Genomic DNA, 15,357 nt, shown 5'->3' with positions numbered 1-15,357 from the left:
CCATCCGGTGCGCCCGGTCCGTCCGGGCCGCACCGTCTGGCTGCTTTGTCGAGCAAACCGCTAACTTCGGGCCGCTATTTCCAGGCCGTGCCGCCGGAACCTCGGCAGGTCACGGCCGGGACGGCGTCACTCCGCCGCCCGCACCTGCTGGCGCTGGCGGCCGAGGCCCTGGATCTCCAGCTCCATCCGGTCGCCGGGCTTCAGGTAGGTCGGCGGCTTCAGCCCCAGCCCGACGCCCGGCGGCGTGCCGGTGGAGATGACGTCGCCCGGATGCAGGCTCATGAACTGCGACAGATAGGAGACGATGTGGGCGACGCCGTAGACCATCGTCCGGGTCGAGCCGTTCTGGTAGCGGTGGCCGTTGACCTCCAGCCACATGTCCAGCGCCTGCGGATCGGGCACCTCGTCCTTCGTCACCAGCCAGGGGCCGATGGGGCCGAAGGTGTCGCAGCTCTTGCCCTTGGTCCACTGGCCCTGGCGTTCGATCTGGAATTCACGTTCCGACAGGTCGTTGACGACGCAATAGCCGGCGACATGGTCCAGCGCCTCGGCCTCCGACACGTATTTGGCGGTCTTGCCGATGATGACGCCGAGCTCGACCTCCCAGTCGGTCTTGACCGAGCCGCGCGGGATCTCCACCGGGTCGTCCGGTCCCTGGATGGTCGAGGTCGCCTTCATGAAGATCACCGGCTCCGACGGGACGGTCGCCCCGGTCTCCGCCGCATGGTCGGAATAGTTGAGGCCGATGCAGACGAACTTGCCGGTGCCGGCGACGCAAGGCCCCAGGCGGGTGGCGGCGTCGACCACCGGCAGCCCGTCGACCGGCAGCGCCGCGATCTCCGCCAGCCCGTCCGGCAGCAGCCAGCGCCCGGCGATGTCGTCGACATGGGCGGACAGGTCGCGGATGCGGCCCTGGGCGTCCAGCAGTCCCGGTTTCTCGGCCCCCCGCGGGCCATGGCGCAGAAGCTTCATCGAGCGTTTCCCCAAATTTTCCGTTCAGGAGTTTCTTGTCGTTTCGGCTGACCGGTCAGGTATTGGTCCAGCCGCCGTCGATGGCGATGGCCTGTCCGGTCATGAAGGAGGATTCGTCGGAGGCGAGATAGACGGCGAGCTTCGCCACCTCCTCCGCGGTGCCCAGCCGGCCCATCGGCTGGCGGGCGATGAAGGCGGCGCGGGCGGTTTCATAATCGCCCAGTGCCCGCATGCGGTCGTGCAGCGACGGGCTGTCCACCGTGCCCGGGCAGATGGCGTTGGCGCGGATGCCGCGGGTGACGTAATCGGCGGCGACCGATTTGGTCAGGCCGATCACCGCGGCCTTGGTGGTGCCGTAGATGAAGCGGTTCGGCGCCCCGATGATCGAGGAGGCGACCGACGACATGTTGACGATGGAGCCGCCGCCCGCCTCCAGCATGCCCGGCAGGAGGGCGCGGATCATCCGGTACATCGACCGGACGTTCAGGGTGACGGCGAAGTCGAAGGCGTCCTCGTCGCACTCCAGGATCGTGCCGGCATGGACGAAGCCGGCGCAGTTGAACAGGATCGACGGGGCCGGCACCTCGGCCGCGAAGGCACGGATCGCCGCCGGGTCGCAGACGTCGAGGCGGCGGGTGACGATGCCGGGCACCCCGGACAACTCCGCCAGCAGCCCCTCGTTGATGTCGGTCGCCACCACGCTGGCGCCCTCCTCGGCGAAGGCCAGGGCGGCGGCACGGCCCATGCCCTGGGCCGCAGCGGTGACGATGGCGGTCTTACCCTGCAATCTGGCGGTCATGGCGCTCCCCCGCTCGATGTCCGGCCCGCTCGGGGTTCCGCCGGATGCATCGCGTTTCCCACAATCCGCATCGCGGATCGCTCGTTTTATATACACAGCGTCGTTGCGCCTGTAAATCGCTGCGTCAGTCGAGGGAGAAATTTTCCGATATACGCCGGGCGGCCTCGTCGAGGGACGCGAGGATCTCGTCCGGTCCTTTGGGAACCTGCCGGGTGCGCAGATAGGGGCAGGTCAGGGCGGCGACGGCACCGCCCTCGCGCCGGTCGGTCACCGGACAGGACAGATCGACCACGGCTTCGGTGATTCCGCTGGGGCGGGCGACATGGCCGGCGGCGCGGATGGCGTCCAGCGTGCGGTCCAGCGCGTCCAGGTCGATCCAGGGATCGTCCCGCCGCAATTCGTCGTAGAGTCCATGGCGCCGCCGGGCGCTCATGAAGGCCATCAGGCAATGGCCGGAGCCGGTCAGGATCAGGGGCTGGCGGTAGCCGATGCGGACGGTGAAGCCGATGTGGCTGGTGCTTTCCACCCGCGCCACCACCACGATCTGGGTGCCGGACATGACGGCGAGATGGCAGGAGTAGCCGGTCGTCTCGGCGAAGGCGTTCATGAAGGGCAGGGCGATCTCGATCAGCGAGCGGTTGACCGGCCGGTTCATCCCCAGCCGGAACAGCCGGTCGGTGACCCGGAAGCGGTCGTCGCCCTCCAGCCGCTCGATATAGCCCCGTTGCGCCAGCACCGAGACCATGCGGAAGATCTCGCCCTTGGTCCGCCCGACCCCGTCGCCGATCTGCTGCAGCGACAGCGGATCGCGGCATTCGGACAGGAATTCCAGGATGTCCAATCCCTTTTCCAGCGCCGGGGCGGAGTATCGCCGTTCGCGGTCCGCTGCATCGGACGTATCGGCAGGCGTATCCGGCGGATCGATGTCGGTCCCGTTCACGGTGGCGTTCCCCCCTTTTGCCGACGCGGCGTCGTTTTACCTATGATTCTCCGACTTCATAGGAAAGACAACAGGGGACAGGGGGAGGGACTCTGTTTGAACGGGCGGCTCCTACGCCAGCGTGCCGTCCGCCACCAACGCTTCGACGGCGGCGACGAGCGCCGCTTCCGCGGCATCCGACAGGCGTCCGACCGGCGGGAGCGACCGGCCGATCGGCAGGCCGACCAAGGCGAAGGCCCGCCGGACGGCTTCGGGAAACTGCTCGGCGAACAGGGCGTCCATCAGGGGATTCAGCCTGCCCTGGGCCGCCAGCGCGTCGGCGACCCGGCCGGCCTCGGCGAGCGCCTGGATCTTCGCCCAATAGCCGGGCAGCAGCGAAGCCGAGGTCAGGATGCCGCCCTTGGCCCCGAGGATCACCTGCTGGACGAACAGGGTGTCCTGGCCGCTCAGCAGGCTGAACTCCTCGTCGACCAGCTTCGACAGCCGGTCGAGATGGTAGAGATCGGTGTTCGACGCCTTCATGCCGACGATCAGCCGCTCCTCGGCCAGACGGGCGATGGTTTCCGGCGCCGTGACGATCTGGCTGCGGAAGGGATTGTCGTAATAGAGGATCGGCAGGCCCAGTTCCGGGGCGAGCGCCCGGAAATAGCGCAGCACCCCCTCCTGGTCGGTGCGGGTGTAATAGGGCGGGATGACCATGAGGCCGTCGGCACCCGCCTGACGGCACATCCGCCCGATGTCGAGCGCGCCGCCGAAGCCGGGAGCGAGCACGCCGCCGATCACCGGCACACGTCCGGCGGCGGCGGAAACGGTGACCTCCATGATGCGGCGGGCGGTGGCGAGGTCGAAGGAGGCCGCTTCGCCGGTGCCGCCGAGCGGGAGAAGTCCGGAGGCGCCGCGCTCGATCTGATAGGCGACGATCCGTTCGAGCCCGCTCTCGTCGAGCGATCCGTCGTCGTTCAGCGGCGTCGGGAAGGCGGGGATCAGCCCCCGGAACAGCGGCAGCGGCAAGGGCGGGGCCTCCTTATACAGATCTTGGAAGGGCGGGGCAGGTCACAGGGATGCGGCCCGCCCCTTCCTGTGCCGGCGTCAGCGGCCGAGATGAATCCAGGTCGCCTTCAGCTCGGTGTATTTCTCGAGCGCATGCAGCGACTTGTCCCGCCCGAAGCCAGATTGCTTGAATCCGCCGAAGGGCGAGGAGATGTCGCCATGGTCGAAGCAGTTGACCCAGACCACGCCGGCGCGGAGCGCGGAGGACGCCTTGAAGGCGGTGTTGATGTCGCGGGTCCAGACCGCCGCGGCGAGGCCGTAGCTCGTGTCGTTGCCGATGCGGATCGCATCGTCCACGTCCGCCGCGGCGATGGTCGCCAGCACCGGGCCGAAGATCTCCTCGCGCGCGATGGTCATGCCGCCGGTGACGTCGTCGAACAGCGTCGCCTCGATGAAGCAGCCGTCCGACGCGATGCGCTTGCCGCCGAGCCGGAGGGTGGCGCCCTCCGCCTTGCCCTTGTCGATGTACTCCATGACCCGCTCAGCCTGCCGGGCATCGACCATGGCGCCCATCTCCGTCGCCGGGTCGAGCGGATCGCCGACCTTGATGGCGCCGCCGACGGCGATCACCTTCTCGACGACCTCGTCCTTCACGCTCCGCTCGACGATCAGGCGCGAGCCGGCGTTGCAGACTTCTCCCTGGTTATAGAAGATGCCCCAGGCCGCCGCCGTCGCCGCCGCATCGAGATCCGGCGCATCGGCCAGGATGATGTTCGGGCTCTTGCCGCCGCACTCCAGGCCGACCCGCTTCATGTTGGACTGGCCGGAATATTGGAGGAAGTATTTCCCGACTTCGGTCGAGCCGGTGAAGGCCACCGCGTCGACGTCCATGTGCAGGCCGAGCGCCCGCCCGGCGGTCTCGCCGAAGCCGGGAAGCACATTGAACACACCGTCGGGAATGCCGGCCGACGCGGCAAGCTCGCCGAGCTTGATGGCGGTGAGCGGCGATTGCTCCGCCGGTTTCAGGATCACCGAATTGCCGGCGGCGAGGATCGGGCCGAGCTTCCAGGCCGCCATCAGCAGCGGGAAGTTCCACGGCACCACCGCGGCGACGACGCCGAGCGGCTCGCGGCGGATCAGCGACACCGCGGTCGGGGCCGTGGGCGCGATCTCGTCATAAAGCTTGTCGATCGCTTCGGCATACCAGTCGATGCATTGCGCCGACAGCGGCAGGTCGACCGCGAGGCTGTCGCGGATCGGCTTGCCCATGTCGAGGGTTTCGAGCAGCGCCAGCTCTTCGGTGTTGGCGGCGATCAGGTCGGCGAAGGCGGCTAGACGCTTCTTGCGCTCGCGCGGCGCCATGCGCGACCAGACGCCGGATTCGAAGGCCTTGCGCGCCGCCGCGACCGCATGGTCGACATCCTCGGCGTCGCAGGCGGCGATTTGCGCCAGAACCTTGCCGGTCGCCGGGTTGACGCAGTCGAAGGTCTTGCCCGAGCGGGCCTGGACATAGCGTCCGTCGATGAAGGCGCTGCCGGTAACGCTGAGCGCGGCGGCGCGAGCGTGCCAATCGATCGTCGCTGACATGGGATCTCTTTCCACCAAGGGGTCGGTGAAGGGCCGTTCGGCCATCATCAGGTGGCGGGATGATAGGTGATCATGGCGAACCGCTCCACCGCAAATTTTTCGTTTTCTGAAAAATGAACTGACATCACTGAAGCCGGTTGCTATCTTGACGATCAATATATGGCTGCCGCCGCACTGGCGGCGGTCCTGATCAGATGAACGGATGCGCCACATCGATGCCGCACACGAAGACCGCTGACGATGGCGCCGAGCGCGTCCAGGCGAACGGTGCCAACACCGGCACCAATGTGGATGAAGAGACGCAGAAGCTCGGCAAGCGGATCCGGGATCTGCGGCTCAAGGCGGGCATGACGCTGACCGATCTGGCGAAGGCGACGGGCGTGTCGATCGGCACGCTGTCGCAGTTGGAACGGGGATTGGTGTCGCCGACGGTTCGGACCGTCTACACGGTCGCCGCCGCCTTCGGGGTGATGCCGGCCTGGCTGATCGACCCGTCGTCCTCGAAGAACACCGAAAGCCGCTATATCGTGCGGGCAGGGGAGAGGTCGCCGCTGCTCGACCTCGACGGCATCCGCAAGGACGTCGCCTCCCCGGCCGCGAGCAAGCGGCTGCGCGGCTTCTTCATGGCGATCCAGCCGGGCTGCAGTTCCGGCGCGCAGCCCTACACGCACAAGGGCGAGGAGATCGGCTTCGTCCTGTCCGGCGCGCTGGAACTGCAGATCGATGGCGAGACCTTCATGCTCTACGAGGGCGACTGCTTCGCCTTCTCCAGCGACAAGCCGCACCGCTTCGCCAACAGCAGCGCGCGGCCGGCCACGGTGTTCTGGGTGAACGCCGACATCTGACCCGGGTCGTCGGGGCGCACGGCATCGGCATTTTTAGAATATTGAAAATTCCCGTTGCCTTACTGAAAATTGGCGACCATAGTTTCATTATACCCCGCCGGGGGGAGCGCCAAGGGCGTCCCCCGGATCCCGTGCCGGAACTGAAGGACGTGCTGCGTTGACCAGTTCATCCACCGCATCGGGCGCATCGGGTCTCGGTCCCTGGTCGGCGATAGTGCTTCTGGCCCCCCTGACCGTTCTGATGTTCGCCATCCTGCTTTATCCGCTGGGCCTCACGCTGTGGACCAGCCTCTATGACGGCCAGTTGTCCCTGCGAGCCTATGCCGAGCTGGCGTCGAGCACCCTGTTCCTCAAGGTCCTGCGCAACACCTTCGAGATCGCGATCACCGGCACGCTGGTCAGCCTGGTCTTCGGCTATCCGGTCGCCATGCATCTGGCGGCCCAGCCGCCGCGGCGGCGGACGGCGTGCCTGGTGATGGTGATGCTGCCGTTCTGGACCAGCATCCTGGTCAAGAGCTTCGCGCTGGTGGCGGTGTTCGGCAACCAGGGGCTGGTCAACCAGCTGCTCGGCTTCCTCAGCGGCGGCCAGATCAACCTGCCGATGATGTTCAACCGGGTCGGCGTGGTGCTGGGCATGATCAATTTCCTGCTGCCCTTCATGATCCTGTCGATCCTCGGCAGCTTGCTGGCGCTGGACCGCCGGCTCATCCTCGCCGCCGAGACGATGGGCGCCGGCCCGCTGCGCATCTTCTGGAAAGTCATCCTGCCGCTCAGCATGCCGGGCGTCGTCGCCGGGGTGCTGATCAACGTGACGCTGTCGATCGGCATGTACATCACCCCGGCCCTGCTCGGCGGACGGCAGGACATGATGGTCGCCAACCTCGTCGATTTCTACACCCGCCAGACACTGGACTGGACCGCCGCCTCGGCGACGGCCGTGGCCCTGCTGGCGATCTCGGGCCTGCTGGTCGCGATGCTGGGGCGGGTGCGCGGCGGCCTGTCGGGAGGTGCGGCATGAACCCGCTGTTCGGCTCCAGCCATGTCGCCCGCCGCCTCGTCACCGCCGCCGCCTGGCTCTGCTATCTCTTTCTGCTGGTCCCCAGCCTGATCGTCGTGCCGATCTCCTTCGGCAATTCCGGACAGATCGAGTTCCCGCCGCGGGAATTCTCCCTCGGGCTCTACCGGCAGTTCTTCACCGACCCGGCCTGGTGGGGATCGATGGTGCAGAGCCTGGTCGTCGCCGTCGCCACCACGGTGATCGCCCTGCTGCTCGCGGTGCCCGCCGCCTATGCGCTGGCACGGTCGGAGCTGCCCGGCCGGGGCTTGCTGCGCGGCCTCTTCATGATGCCGATGCTGGTGCCGGTCATCGTCCTCGGCCTCGGGCTCTACCTGCAATTCTCCAACTGGGGTCTGCTCGACACCACCGCCGGCGTCGTCCTCGCCCATGTCATGCTGACCACGCCCTACATCATGATCTCGGTGATGTCGGGACTGCAGCATTCGGACATTGCGCTGGAGACGGTGGCGTCGATCATGGGGGCCTCGCGGCGGGTGGTGTTCTTCCGCGTGGTGCTGCCGCAGCTCGGGCCGGCCATCGCCGTCGGCGCGCTCTTCGCCTTCCTGATGTCGCTGGACGAGGTGGTCGTCGCCTACTTCCTGACCGGCACCGACGCCATGACGCTGCCGGTCAAGATGTACAGCTCCATCCGCTGGGAACTGACGCCGGTCCTGGCTGCGGTATCGACCCTGCTCACCGTCCTGTCGTTGCTCATCGCTCTGGGCATCATCGCCCTGCAGCGCAAGACCGAGGCGCATTCATGAACGCTCCGTCCGCTTCCGCCATGGTCCAGCTCCAGGGCGTCACGAAACGCTATGGCGAGTTCGAGGCCCTGCACAGCATCGACCTGTCGATTGCCAAGGGCGAGTTCGTCACGCTGCTGGGGCCGAGCGGCTCGGGCAAATCGACCCTGCTCAACCTCATCGCCGGCATGATCGCGCCGAGTTCCGGCCGGATCATCATCGACGGCCGCGACGCCACCACCCTGCCGACCAACCGGCGCGGCCTGGGCATGGTGTTCCAGAACTACGCGCTGATGCCGCACATGACGGTGTTCGAGAACATCGCCTTCCCCTTGCAGGTACGCGGCCTGCCCAAGGACGAGATCCGGCGCAAGGTCACCGGGGTGCTCGACCTGATCCAGCTTGGCCACGTCGCCGGCCGCAAACCGCGCGAACTGTCGGGCGGCCAGCAGCAGCGCGTCTCGCTCGCCCGCTGCATCGTCTACAATCCGGCGCTGATCCTGATGGACGAGCCGCTCGGCGCGCTCGACAAGAAGCTGCGCGAGCAGATGCAGCTCGAGATCAAGCGGCTCCATGCCGAGCTCGGCATCACCATGCTCTACGTGACGCACGACCAGGACGAGGCGCTGACGATGTCCGACCGCATCGTCCTGATGAACGGTGGCCGGATCGAGCAGCAGGGACAGCCCGACACCCTCTATTTCAAGCCGGAGACCGTGTTCAGCGCCGAGTTCATCGGCAGCTCCAACCTGATCCCCGGCGAGATCGCGGCGGGGGAGGGCGGCACCGTCACGCTGAAGACCGCGCTCGGCGCCTTCCCGGTGCCGGCGCCCGACCGGCCGGTCAGGCCCGGCGACCGCGGCGTGCTGCTGGTCCGGCCGGAGAACATGATGCTGACCGACCGCGCCGATCCCACCAGCGTCGCCGGCCGGATCGAGGATTCGATCCTGCTCGGCGGGGTGGTGCGGCATTTCGTGCGCTGCGCCGACGGCAGCATGGTCATCGTCCAGGAACTCAACCAGCCGGGCCGGGCCGGCGCCCGCCGCGACGAGACGGTCCGCGCCGGCTGGACCATGGATCACGCCCGGCTGCTGCCACCGCCACCCAACACATCGCTGCCCGCCGGCTGACGCCGACCGGTTTTGACCACTGCCGAAAAACGAGGGGGAAACTGCCCATGACCAAGACGACGTTCCTGACTTCGCGGCGCGGGCTGCTGAAGGGCGGTGCTGCCGGCCTCGCCGGCATCGTGGGCCTGACGGCGGCTCCGGCGGTGTTCTCCCGCCGCGCCCATGCCGCCGACACCACCCTCACCGTCACCTCCTGGGGCGGCGACTACAACAAGATGGTCCGCGAGGTCTTCGCCGACCCCTTCACCCAGGAGACCGGCATCAAGGTCGCGCTGGTCGACAACGGCGACATGGCCAAGGTGAAGGCGCAGGTGCAGAGCAAGGCCGTGCAGTGGGACGTCATCGACGCCCCCGCCGCCTTCGCCACCTCCGGCGCCCGCGACAAGCTGTGGGAGGACCTCGACCTCTCGATCATCAAGCCGGGCCCGCTGGTGCAGGCCGCGGCTCCCGACTACATGCCGCTCTATCTCTACAGCGGCGGGCTGGTTTGGGATGCCAAACGCTCTCCCGACGGCAAGCATCCCGTCGATTTCGCCGGCTTCTACGACGTGGCGCGCTTCCCCGGCCGCCGGGTGATGCGGTCGCTGGCGTCGGAAACGCTGGAGGCCGCGCTGATCGCCGACGGCGTCGCGCCGAAGGATCTCTATCCGCTCGACGTCGAACGGGCGTTCCGCATGCTCGACCGCATCAAGCCCCATGTCAGCAAGTGGGCGGCCACCACCCCCGATCAGGTGAACGCCATCGTCCAGGGCGAGGCCGACTTCTCCTACAGCTATTTCAACCGGGTGAAATCGGCCCAGAAGGCGGGCGCCAGCCTGGACTTCTCCTTCGCGCAGACGATCAATTCGCTCGACTATTTCGCCGTTCCCAAGGGCACGAAGAACAAGGAGGCGGCGATGCGCTTCATCGACTTCTGCCTGCGGCCGGACCGTCAGGTCGCCTGGGCGACGCGCGGCTACTACCTGCCGAACAGCGTCGCGGCGCTGGACGAGGTGAAGGCCGGCCCCGCCAGCCAGTATCTGCCCGACCTCACCAACGGCAAGAACGTGATCGTCGATTCCCAATGGTGGAGCGAGAACTACACGGCGATGCAGAAACGCTATGCCGAGTGGATGCTGACCTGACCGCCGGACGATCCCGCCCTCCGCGTCGCTCTTTCCTCCCGCCCCTTGCCGCTGCCATCGGTGCGAATGCCATGTCCCACGATGCCTTGCCTGCCGATACCTTGCTTGCCGAATTGGCCTCGATCGTCGGGGAGCGGTATGTCGTCACCGCCGCCCCCGACACCGCGGCCTTCCTCACCGACCATCGCGGCCGCTACACGGGCGAGGCGCTGGCCGTGGTCAAGCCGGCGAGCACGGCGGAGGTGTCCGGCGTGGTGAAGGCCTGCGCCGCGGCCGGGGTGGCCATCGTGCCGCAGGGCGGCAACACCGGGCTGTGCGGCGCCGCCACGCCGGTCGGACCGCGGCCGAGCATCGTCCTGCGCCTCGACCGCATGAACCGCATCCGCGCGGTTTCCGCGGCGGAGGAGACGATCACGGTGGAGGCGGGCTGCATCCTCGCCGACATCCAGGCGGCGGCGGCCCGCGACGGGCTGCTGTTCCCGCTGAGCCTCGGCGCCGAGGGCAGCTGCCAGATCGGCGGCAACATCGCCACCAACGCCGGCGGCATCGCCGTTCTGCGCTACGGCAACATGCGCCAGCTCGTGCTCGGGCTGGAGGTCGTGCTGGCCGACGGCACGGTGCTGGGCGGCCTGCGCCGGCTGCGCAAGGACAATTCGGGCTACGATTTGAAGCAGCTGTTCGTCGGTGCCGAGGGCACGCTCGGCATCGTCACCGCCGCGACGCTGAAGCTGTTCCCGGCCATCCGCTCGCGCTCCATCGCGATGATGCAGATAGCGGGCGTGGCGGATGCGCTGACCCTGTTCGCACAGGCGCGGAAGACCTTCGGCGAGCGGATCTCCAGCTTCGAGATCATCGGCTCGTCCTATATGGATTTCGTGCTGAAATACGTGACCGGCACGGTGATGCCCTTCGCCCAGCCGGCCCCCTGGTATCTGCTGCTGGAGGTGGGGGATTCTCGGCCCGACGCACCGCTCGCGGCGGACATGGAGGCGTTTCTCGGCGAGGCTTTCGAGGCCGGCCTCGTCAGCGACGCCGTCATCGGCTCCAGCCTCGCCCAGGAGGAGGCGATCTGGAAGCTACGCCATGGCGTCACCGGCGAATTCAAGCTCGCCGGCAAGACCATGTCGCACGACACCTCGGTTCCGGTCGCCGAGCAGCCGGCCTTCGTCGAGCGGGTCGAGGCTGCGGTGCTCGCCGCCTATCCCGACGCCAACGTGATGATGGTCGGCCATATCGGCGACGGCAACATCCATGTCGTCGTGCTGTTCCCGCACGAGCGCTTCGCGACGGCCGAGGCGTTCGAGGCCGCGTCGGACGACGTCGACGTGATCATCGACGACATCGCGATGGATCTCGGCGGCAGCATCACGGCCGAGCACGGCGTCGGCTACACCTATCGCAAGCGGCTGGCGCGGACCAAGAACCCCGACGAACTTCTGCTGATGCGCGGGATCAAGCAGATGCTCGATCCGAACGGGTTGATGAATCCGGGCAAGATCTTCCTGCCGGCCGAACCGGCCTGAGAGTTTCGCGGGAAAATTGTCGCCTCCTTCCGGAAAGCCGCCATCATGACCGCGCCCCTCTCGCTGCCGCCCAACGTCTATTCGCTGGACGCCCCGCCGTCTCTGCCGACCCGACCGCTCGATGGCTCGCGCCGGGCCTCGGTGGCGATCGTCGGCGCCGGCATTGTCGGGCTGACGACGGCGCTCCATCTCGCCGAAGCCGGGGTGGACACCGTGGTGATCGACCAAGGCGAGCCGGGATGGGGCGCCTCGGGAAACAACGGCGGCCAGCTCAATCCAGGTCTGAAATTCGATCCTGACGAGATCGAGCGGATCTGGGGCCCCGATCTCGGCCCCCGGATGGTCGAATTCGCCTATGGGACGACCGACCGGACCTTCGCGCTGATCGACCGGCTGGGCATCGCCTGCGAGGCGCGGCGAAGCGGGACGCTCCGGGTCGCGCGCAGCGCCAGATCGATGGGCGGCGTGGCGGAGACCGCGCGCCAATGCATGGTCCGTGGCATGCCGGTGTCCTTCCTCGACCGGGAGGAGACGGCCGTCGCCACCGGGACCTCGGCCTATCACGGCGCGATGCTCGACCGGCGCGGCGGTCATCTGAATCCGCTGGCCTATGTGCGCGGTCTCGCCGCGGCGGCCATCGCCGCCGGCGCCGCGGTCCATGGCCGCACACCGGCCCTGGCGCTGAATCGTCGTCCCGGCGGCTGGTCGATCGAAACGCCGACCGGCACCATCGAGGCCGGGAAGATCCTGATCGCCACCAACGGCTTCACCGGCGATCTCTGGCCGGGGCTGCGGCGCACGGTGGTGCCGGTGTTCAGCGCCATCGCGGCGAGCGAGCCGCTCGGCGCCGACCGCCTTCGGGGCGTCCTGCCCGACCGTCCGGCGGTCTACGAAAGCGGCCGGATCACCGTCTATTACCGGATCGACGCCAAGGGGCGGCTGCTGATGGGGGGCCGCGGCCCGATGCGGCCGATCGGCTCGCCGGCACCGCTCGCCTATCTGACCGACTATGCCGAGACGCTGTGGCCCCAGCTTGCCGGCCTGTGCTGGACCCATGGCTGGAACAGCCGGCTCGCCATGACGAAGGATCATTGGCCCCACCTGCACGAGCCGGCGCCGGACGTGCTCGCCTATCTCGGCTGCAACGGTCGCGGCGTGGCCCTGGGAACGGCGATCGCCAAACAGCTGGCGCGGCGGCTGATCGACGGGAGTGCCGCCCGGCTCGACCTGCCGGTCGTCGAGCCGAAGGCGATCCGCTTCCACGCCCTGTGGCCGCTTGGCGTCTGGAGCGTCGTGCAGCACGGCCGTATCCTGGACCGCCTGGGGCTTTGAAGCCGGGGCGCCGCCTCATGCCGGACGGGCAGGGAGGTCGGGCGCCGCGGCCGTCCCCCGGCGGATCAGGGTCGGCACCAGGGGCGGCATCGCCGCCGGCCGCTCTCCCTCCAGGCAGGCGAGCAGATAGTCGGCGGCGCGCCGGCCGATCTCGTGGTTGTCGACATGCATGGTGGTCAGCGGCGGATCGAGCTGGCGGCTGATGGCGATGTCGTCGAAGCCGGTGATGCTGAGATCCCGCGGCACCGACAGCCCCATCGCCCGCGCCTCCAGCAGGGCGCCGACCGCCAGGTAATCGTTGCCGCAGATCACCGCGGTCGGCACCGGATCGGTCGCCAGGATGGCGCGCACGCTCTGCCGGCCGAAATCGATGCTCCATTCCCCTTCGCGCAGATGCTGGGGACGGACGCCGAGCCCGCGTTCGGCCAGTGCAGCGCGCACGCCGTCGAGGCGGGCGGCGACGCGGTCGTTGCCGGCCGTCGGCTGGATGATGACCCCGATCGTCTCATGACCGAGGTCGAGCAGGTGCCGCGCGATGGTGTGGAAGGCCTGCCGGTTGTCGAAGCCGACGCAGGCATGCGGGCTGCCCGGCCGGTGGCTGTAGGTGACGACATAGGGAATGTGCCGCGCCTGGATGCTGGCGAACAACTCCGGCCGGTGCGCCTCGCCGACGATGGCGAGCGCCTCCACCCCGCGGGCCAGCATCGCCTGCACGTCATGGACCGCCTGGTCCTGGTTGTAGTTGAAGCAGCTCAGCAGCAGCGTGATGCCGCGTTCGGCGAAGGCCGCCTGCATCGCCCCGACCTGGGCGGCGAACACCTCGTTGTCGAGGGTGGGGATCACCGCGCCGACGATGGAACTGCGGCGACGGGCCAGCGCGCTGCCGGCGGCGTGCGGCATCCAGCCCATCGCCTTGGCGGCGGCCAGTACCCGTTCGCGGATCGCGGGGGCAACCTTTTCCGGATTGTTGAAAACGCGCGAGACGGTGGCGGTGGACACCTCCGCCGCCGCTGCGACATCCACCGCACGCGGCGGACGTCCGGGCTTCGGCTCGCGCTCTGACATCGGCGGCATCTCCATGGAATGATGGGAATTCTATCTTCTGAAAGCGGTTACATATCCTCTATGCCGCGTCAAGTTTGTTGTTGCATCAGTCCGTGACGCGATCTATGTAAGCGCTTACATCGGCGATGACGGCCGCGTGCCGGCCCCTCTCCCGACCCCCGATTTCAACAGCAATCCGCGAAGGCCCGCCCGCGAACGGGCCGCAACAGGAGGAATGGTATGCGCAACGGTCTTCAGGCCTTTCTGGCGGGCGCCGTCACGGCGGGCATGCTGCTGTTCAGCGGCGCGGGCAACGCGGCCGAGATCGGCGCGCATACGATGAAGCTGGCCAGCGCCGGGGCCGACGGTTCGCCGCTGGCCCTGGGCATGGCGAAGTTCGCCGAGATCGTGAAGGAGAAGAGCGGCGGCAAGATCAAGGTCCAGCTCTTCACCAACGGCGTGCTGGGCGGCGACGTGCAGATGATCTCGGCCCTGCAGGGCGGCATCGTCGAGATGACGGTGCTGAACGCCGGGCTGCTGTCCAGCCTGGACGACAATTTCGTGATGGTCGACCTGCCGTTCCAGTTCGACACGCCGAAGGTGGCTGACGCCGTCATGGACGGCCCGGTGGGCAAGGCCCTGCTGGACAAGCTGTCGCCCAAGGGGCTGGTCGGTCTCGGCTATTGGGAGCTCGGCTTCCGCCAGCTGACCAACAGCCGGCGGCCGATCGCCACCGTGGACGACATCGCCGGACTGAAGATCCGCGTCGTGCAGTCGCCGATCTACATCGACCTGTTCAACACCCTGGGCGCCAACGCCGTGCCGCTGCCCTTCCCGGAGGTCTACACCGCACTGGAAACCAGGACGGTGGACGGCCAGGAGAATCCGGCCCCCAGCATCCTGACCGCCAAGCTGAACGAGGTGCAGAAGTACCTGACCCTCAGCAACCACATGTACAACCCGCAGGCCGTGCTGGTTGGCGCCAAGTTCTGGGCCAAGCTGAACGAGGACGAGCGCAAGCTGATCCAGGACGCCACGCTGGAGGCGCGCGACTACGAGCGCCGGGTCTCGCGCGAGCAGGCCGGCAAGGCGGTCGAGGAGCTGAAGGCGAAGGGCATGACCGTCACCGAGCTGGCCCCGGCGGAGATCGAGAAGTTCCGCGCCAAGATCCGTCCGGTGGTGGAGAAGTTCTCGCAGAAGGTCGACCCCGCCCTGATGGCGCAGGCCCAGGCGGAAATCGCCAAGGCGCGCGCCGCCCAGTGACCGGGCGC

14 protein-coding genes are annotated in these 15,357 nt (G+C 68.0%); 8 read left to right on the top strand and 6 right to left on the bottom strand.

Annotation, left to right across the window (positions count from 1 at the left end; translation table 11 throughout):
* Positions 1 to 126: 126 nt before the first annotated feature.
* The 5 genes from JHL17_RS33180 to JHL17_RS33160 all read right to left on the bottom strand — a co-directional run bounded on the left by JHL17_RS33180 (position 127) and on the right by JHL17_RS33160 (position 5,288).
* Positions 127 to 972, bottom strand: coding sequence for a fumarylacetoacetate hydrolase family protein (locus JHL17_RS33180; RefSeq protein ID WP_200198923.1), 846 nt, complete (start codon positions 970 to 972; stop codon positions 127 to 129).
* 55 nt (positions 973 to 1,027) lie between these two features.
* Positions 1,028 to 1,771: an SDR family oxidoreductase gene (locus JHL17_RS33175; protein ID WP_200198922.1), complete on the bottom strand. Its 744-nt coding sequence runs from the start codon at positions 1,769 to 1,771 to the stop codon at positions 1,028 to 1,030.
* Between the two features lie 124 nt (positions 1,772 to 1,895).
* Positions 1,896 to 2,711, bottom strand: a complete 816-nt coding sequence (locus tag JHL17_RS33170) for an IclR family transcriptional regulator domain-containing protein (RefSeq protein WP_200198921.1) — start codon at positions 2,709 to 2,711, stop codon at positions 1,896 to 1,898.
* A 111-nt stretch (positions 2,712 to 2,822) separates the two neighbouring features.
* On the bottom strand, positions 2,823 to 3,722 hold the full coding sequence (locus JHL17_RS33165) for a dihydrodipicolinate synthase family protein (protein ID WP_200198920.1): 900 nt from the start codon (positions 3,720 to 3,722) through the stop codon (positions 2,823 to 2,825).
* A gap of 78 nt (positions 3,723 to 3,800) precedes the next feature.
* Entirely contained in the window at positions 3,801 to 5,288 is a 1,488-nt protein-coding gene (locus tag JHL17_RS33160; RefSeq protein WP_200198919.1) for an aldehyde dehydrogenase, read from the bottom strand.
* Between the two features lie 215 nt (positions 5,289 to 5,503).
* On the opposite strand from JHL17_RS33160, the gene JHL17_RS33155 reads away from it, so the two are divergent.
* The 7 genes from JHL17_RS33155 to JHL17_RS33125 all read left to right on the top strand — a co-directional run bounded on the left by JHL17_RS33155 (position 5,504) and on the right by JHL17_RS33125 (position 13,042).
* Entirely contained in the window at positions 5,504 to 6,133 is a 630-nt protein-coding gene (locus JHL17_RS33155) for a cupin domain-containing protein (protein WP_200198918.1), read from the top strand.
* Positions 6,134 to 6,290: 157 nt separating this feature from the next.
* Positions 6,291 to 7,151 (top strand): ABC transporter permease, encoded by an 861-nt coding sequence (locus tag JHL17_RS33150; protein WP_200198917.1) that lies wholly within the window; start codon positions 6,291 to 6,293, stop codon positions 7,149 to 7,151.
* Positions 7,148 to 7,954, top strand: a complete 807-nt coding sequence (locus tag JHL17_RS33145) for an ABC transporter permease (protein ID WP_200198916.1) — start codon at positions 7,148 to 7,150, stop codon at positions 7,952 to 7,954. The genes JHL17_RS33150 and JHL17_RS33145 overlap by 4 nt, the downstream gene beginning before the upstream one ends.
* Positions 7,951 to 9,063, top strand: coding sequence for an ABC transporter ATP-binding protein (locus tag JHL17_RS33140; RefSeq protein WP_200198915.1), 1,113 nt, complete (start codon positions 7,951 to 7,953; stop codon positions 9,061 to 9,063). The genes JHL17_RS33145 and JHL17_RS33140 overlap by 4 nt, the downstream gene beginning before the upstream one ends.
* A 47-nt stretch (positions 9,064 to 9,110) precedes the next feature.
* Complete coding sequence (locus tag JHL17_RS33135) at positions 9,111 to 10,187, top strand: polyamine ABC transporter substrate-binding protein (protein WP_200198914.1); 1,077 nt, start codon at positions 9,111 to 9,113, stop codon at positions 10,185 to 10,187.
* Between the two features lie 71 nt (positions 10,188 to 10,258).
* On the top strand, positions 10,259 to 11,710 hold the full coding sequence (locus JHL17_RS33130) for an FAD-binding oxidoreductase (RefSeq protein WP_200198913.1): 1,452 nt from the start codon (positions 10,259 to 10,261) through the stop codon (positions 11,708 to 11,710).
* Between the two features lie 45 nt (positions 11,711 to 11,755).
* Complete coding sequence (locus JHL17_RS33125; RefSeq protein WP_200198912.1) at positions 11,756 to 13,042, top strand: NAD(P)/FAD-dependent oxidoreductase; 1,287 nt, start codon at positions 11,756 to 11,758, stop codon at positions 13,040 to 13,042.
* A 15-nt stretch (positions 13,043 to 13,057) separates the two neighbouring features.
* Here JHL17_RS33125 and JHL17_RS33120 read toward each other — a convergent pair whose 3' ends face one another.
* Complete coding sequence (locus tag JHL17_RS33120; RefSeq protein ID WP_247893991.1) at positions 13,058 to 14,107, bottom strand: LacI family DNA-binding transcriptional regulator; 1,050 nt, start codon at positions 14,105 to 14,107, stop codon at positions 13,058 to 13,060.
* A 219-nt stretch (positions 14,108 to 14,326) separates the two neighbouring features.
* On the opposite strand from JHL17_RS33120, the gene JHL17_RS33115 reads away from it, so the two are divergent.
* Positions 14,327 to 15,349, top strand: a complete 1,023-nt coding sequence (locus JHL17_RS33115) for a TRAP transporter substrate-binding protein (protein ID WP_200198910.1) — start codon at positions 14,327 to 14,329, stop codon at positions 15,347 to 15,349.
* The last annotated feature ends 8 nt before the right edge of the window (positions 15,350 to 15,357 follow it).

Source organism: Azospirillum endophyticum, from assembly GCF_016595245.1.
GTDB classification, from domain to species: domain Bacteria; phylum Pseudomonadota; class Alphaproteobacteria; order Azospirillales; family Azospirillaceae; genus Azospirillum; species Azospirillum endophyticum.
This window is presented reverse-complemented; position numbering and strand designations above follow the sequence as displayed.

Coding starts and splice junctions, on each gene's coding strand:
- JHL17_RS33180 (WP_200198923.1), bottom strand. CDS start 972: ATGAAGCTTCTGCGCCATGGCCCGCGGGGGGCCGAGAAACCGGGACTG.
- JHL17_RS33175 (WP_200198922.1), bottom strand. CDS start 1,771: ATGACCGCCAGATTGCAGGGTAAGACCGCCATCGTCACCGCTGCGGCC.
- JHL17_RS33160 (WP_200198919.1), bottom strand. CDS start 5,288: ATGTCAGCGACGATCGATTGGCACGCTCGCGCCGCCGCGCTCAGCGTT.
- JHL17_RS33155 (WP_200198918.1), top strand. CDS start 5,504: ATGCCGCACACGAAGACCGCTGACGATGGCGCCGAGCGCGTCCAGGCG.
- JHL17_RS33145 (WP_200198916.1), top strand. CDS start 7,148: ATGAACCCGCTGTTCGGCTCCAGCCATGTCGCCCGCCGCCTCGTCACC.
- JHL17_RS33140 (WP_200198915.1), top strand. CDS start 7,951: ATGAACGCTCCGTCCGCTTCCGCCATGGTCCAGCTCCAGGGCGTCACG.
- JHL17_RS33135 (WP_200198914.1), top strand. CDS start 9,111: ATGACCAAGACGACGTTCCTGACTTCGCGGCGCGGGCTGCTGAAGGGC.
- JHL17_RS33130 (WP_200198913.1), top strand. CDS start 10,259: ATGTCCCACGATGCCTTGCCTGCCGATACCTTGCTTGCCGAATTGGCC.
- JHL17_RS33125 (WP_200198912.1), top strand. CDS start 11,756: ATGACCGCGCCCCTCTCGCTGCCGCCCAACGTCTATTCGCTGGACGCC.
- JHL17_RS33120 (WP_247893991.1), bottom strand. CDS start 14,107: ATGTCAGAGCGCGAGCCGAAGCCCGGACGTCCGCCGCGTGCGGTGGAT.
- JHL17_RS33115 (WP_200198910.1), top strand. CDS start 14,327: ATGCGCAACGGTCTTCAGGCCTTTCTGGCGGGCGCCGTCACGGCGGGC.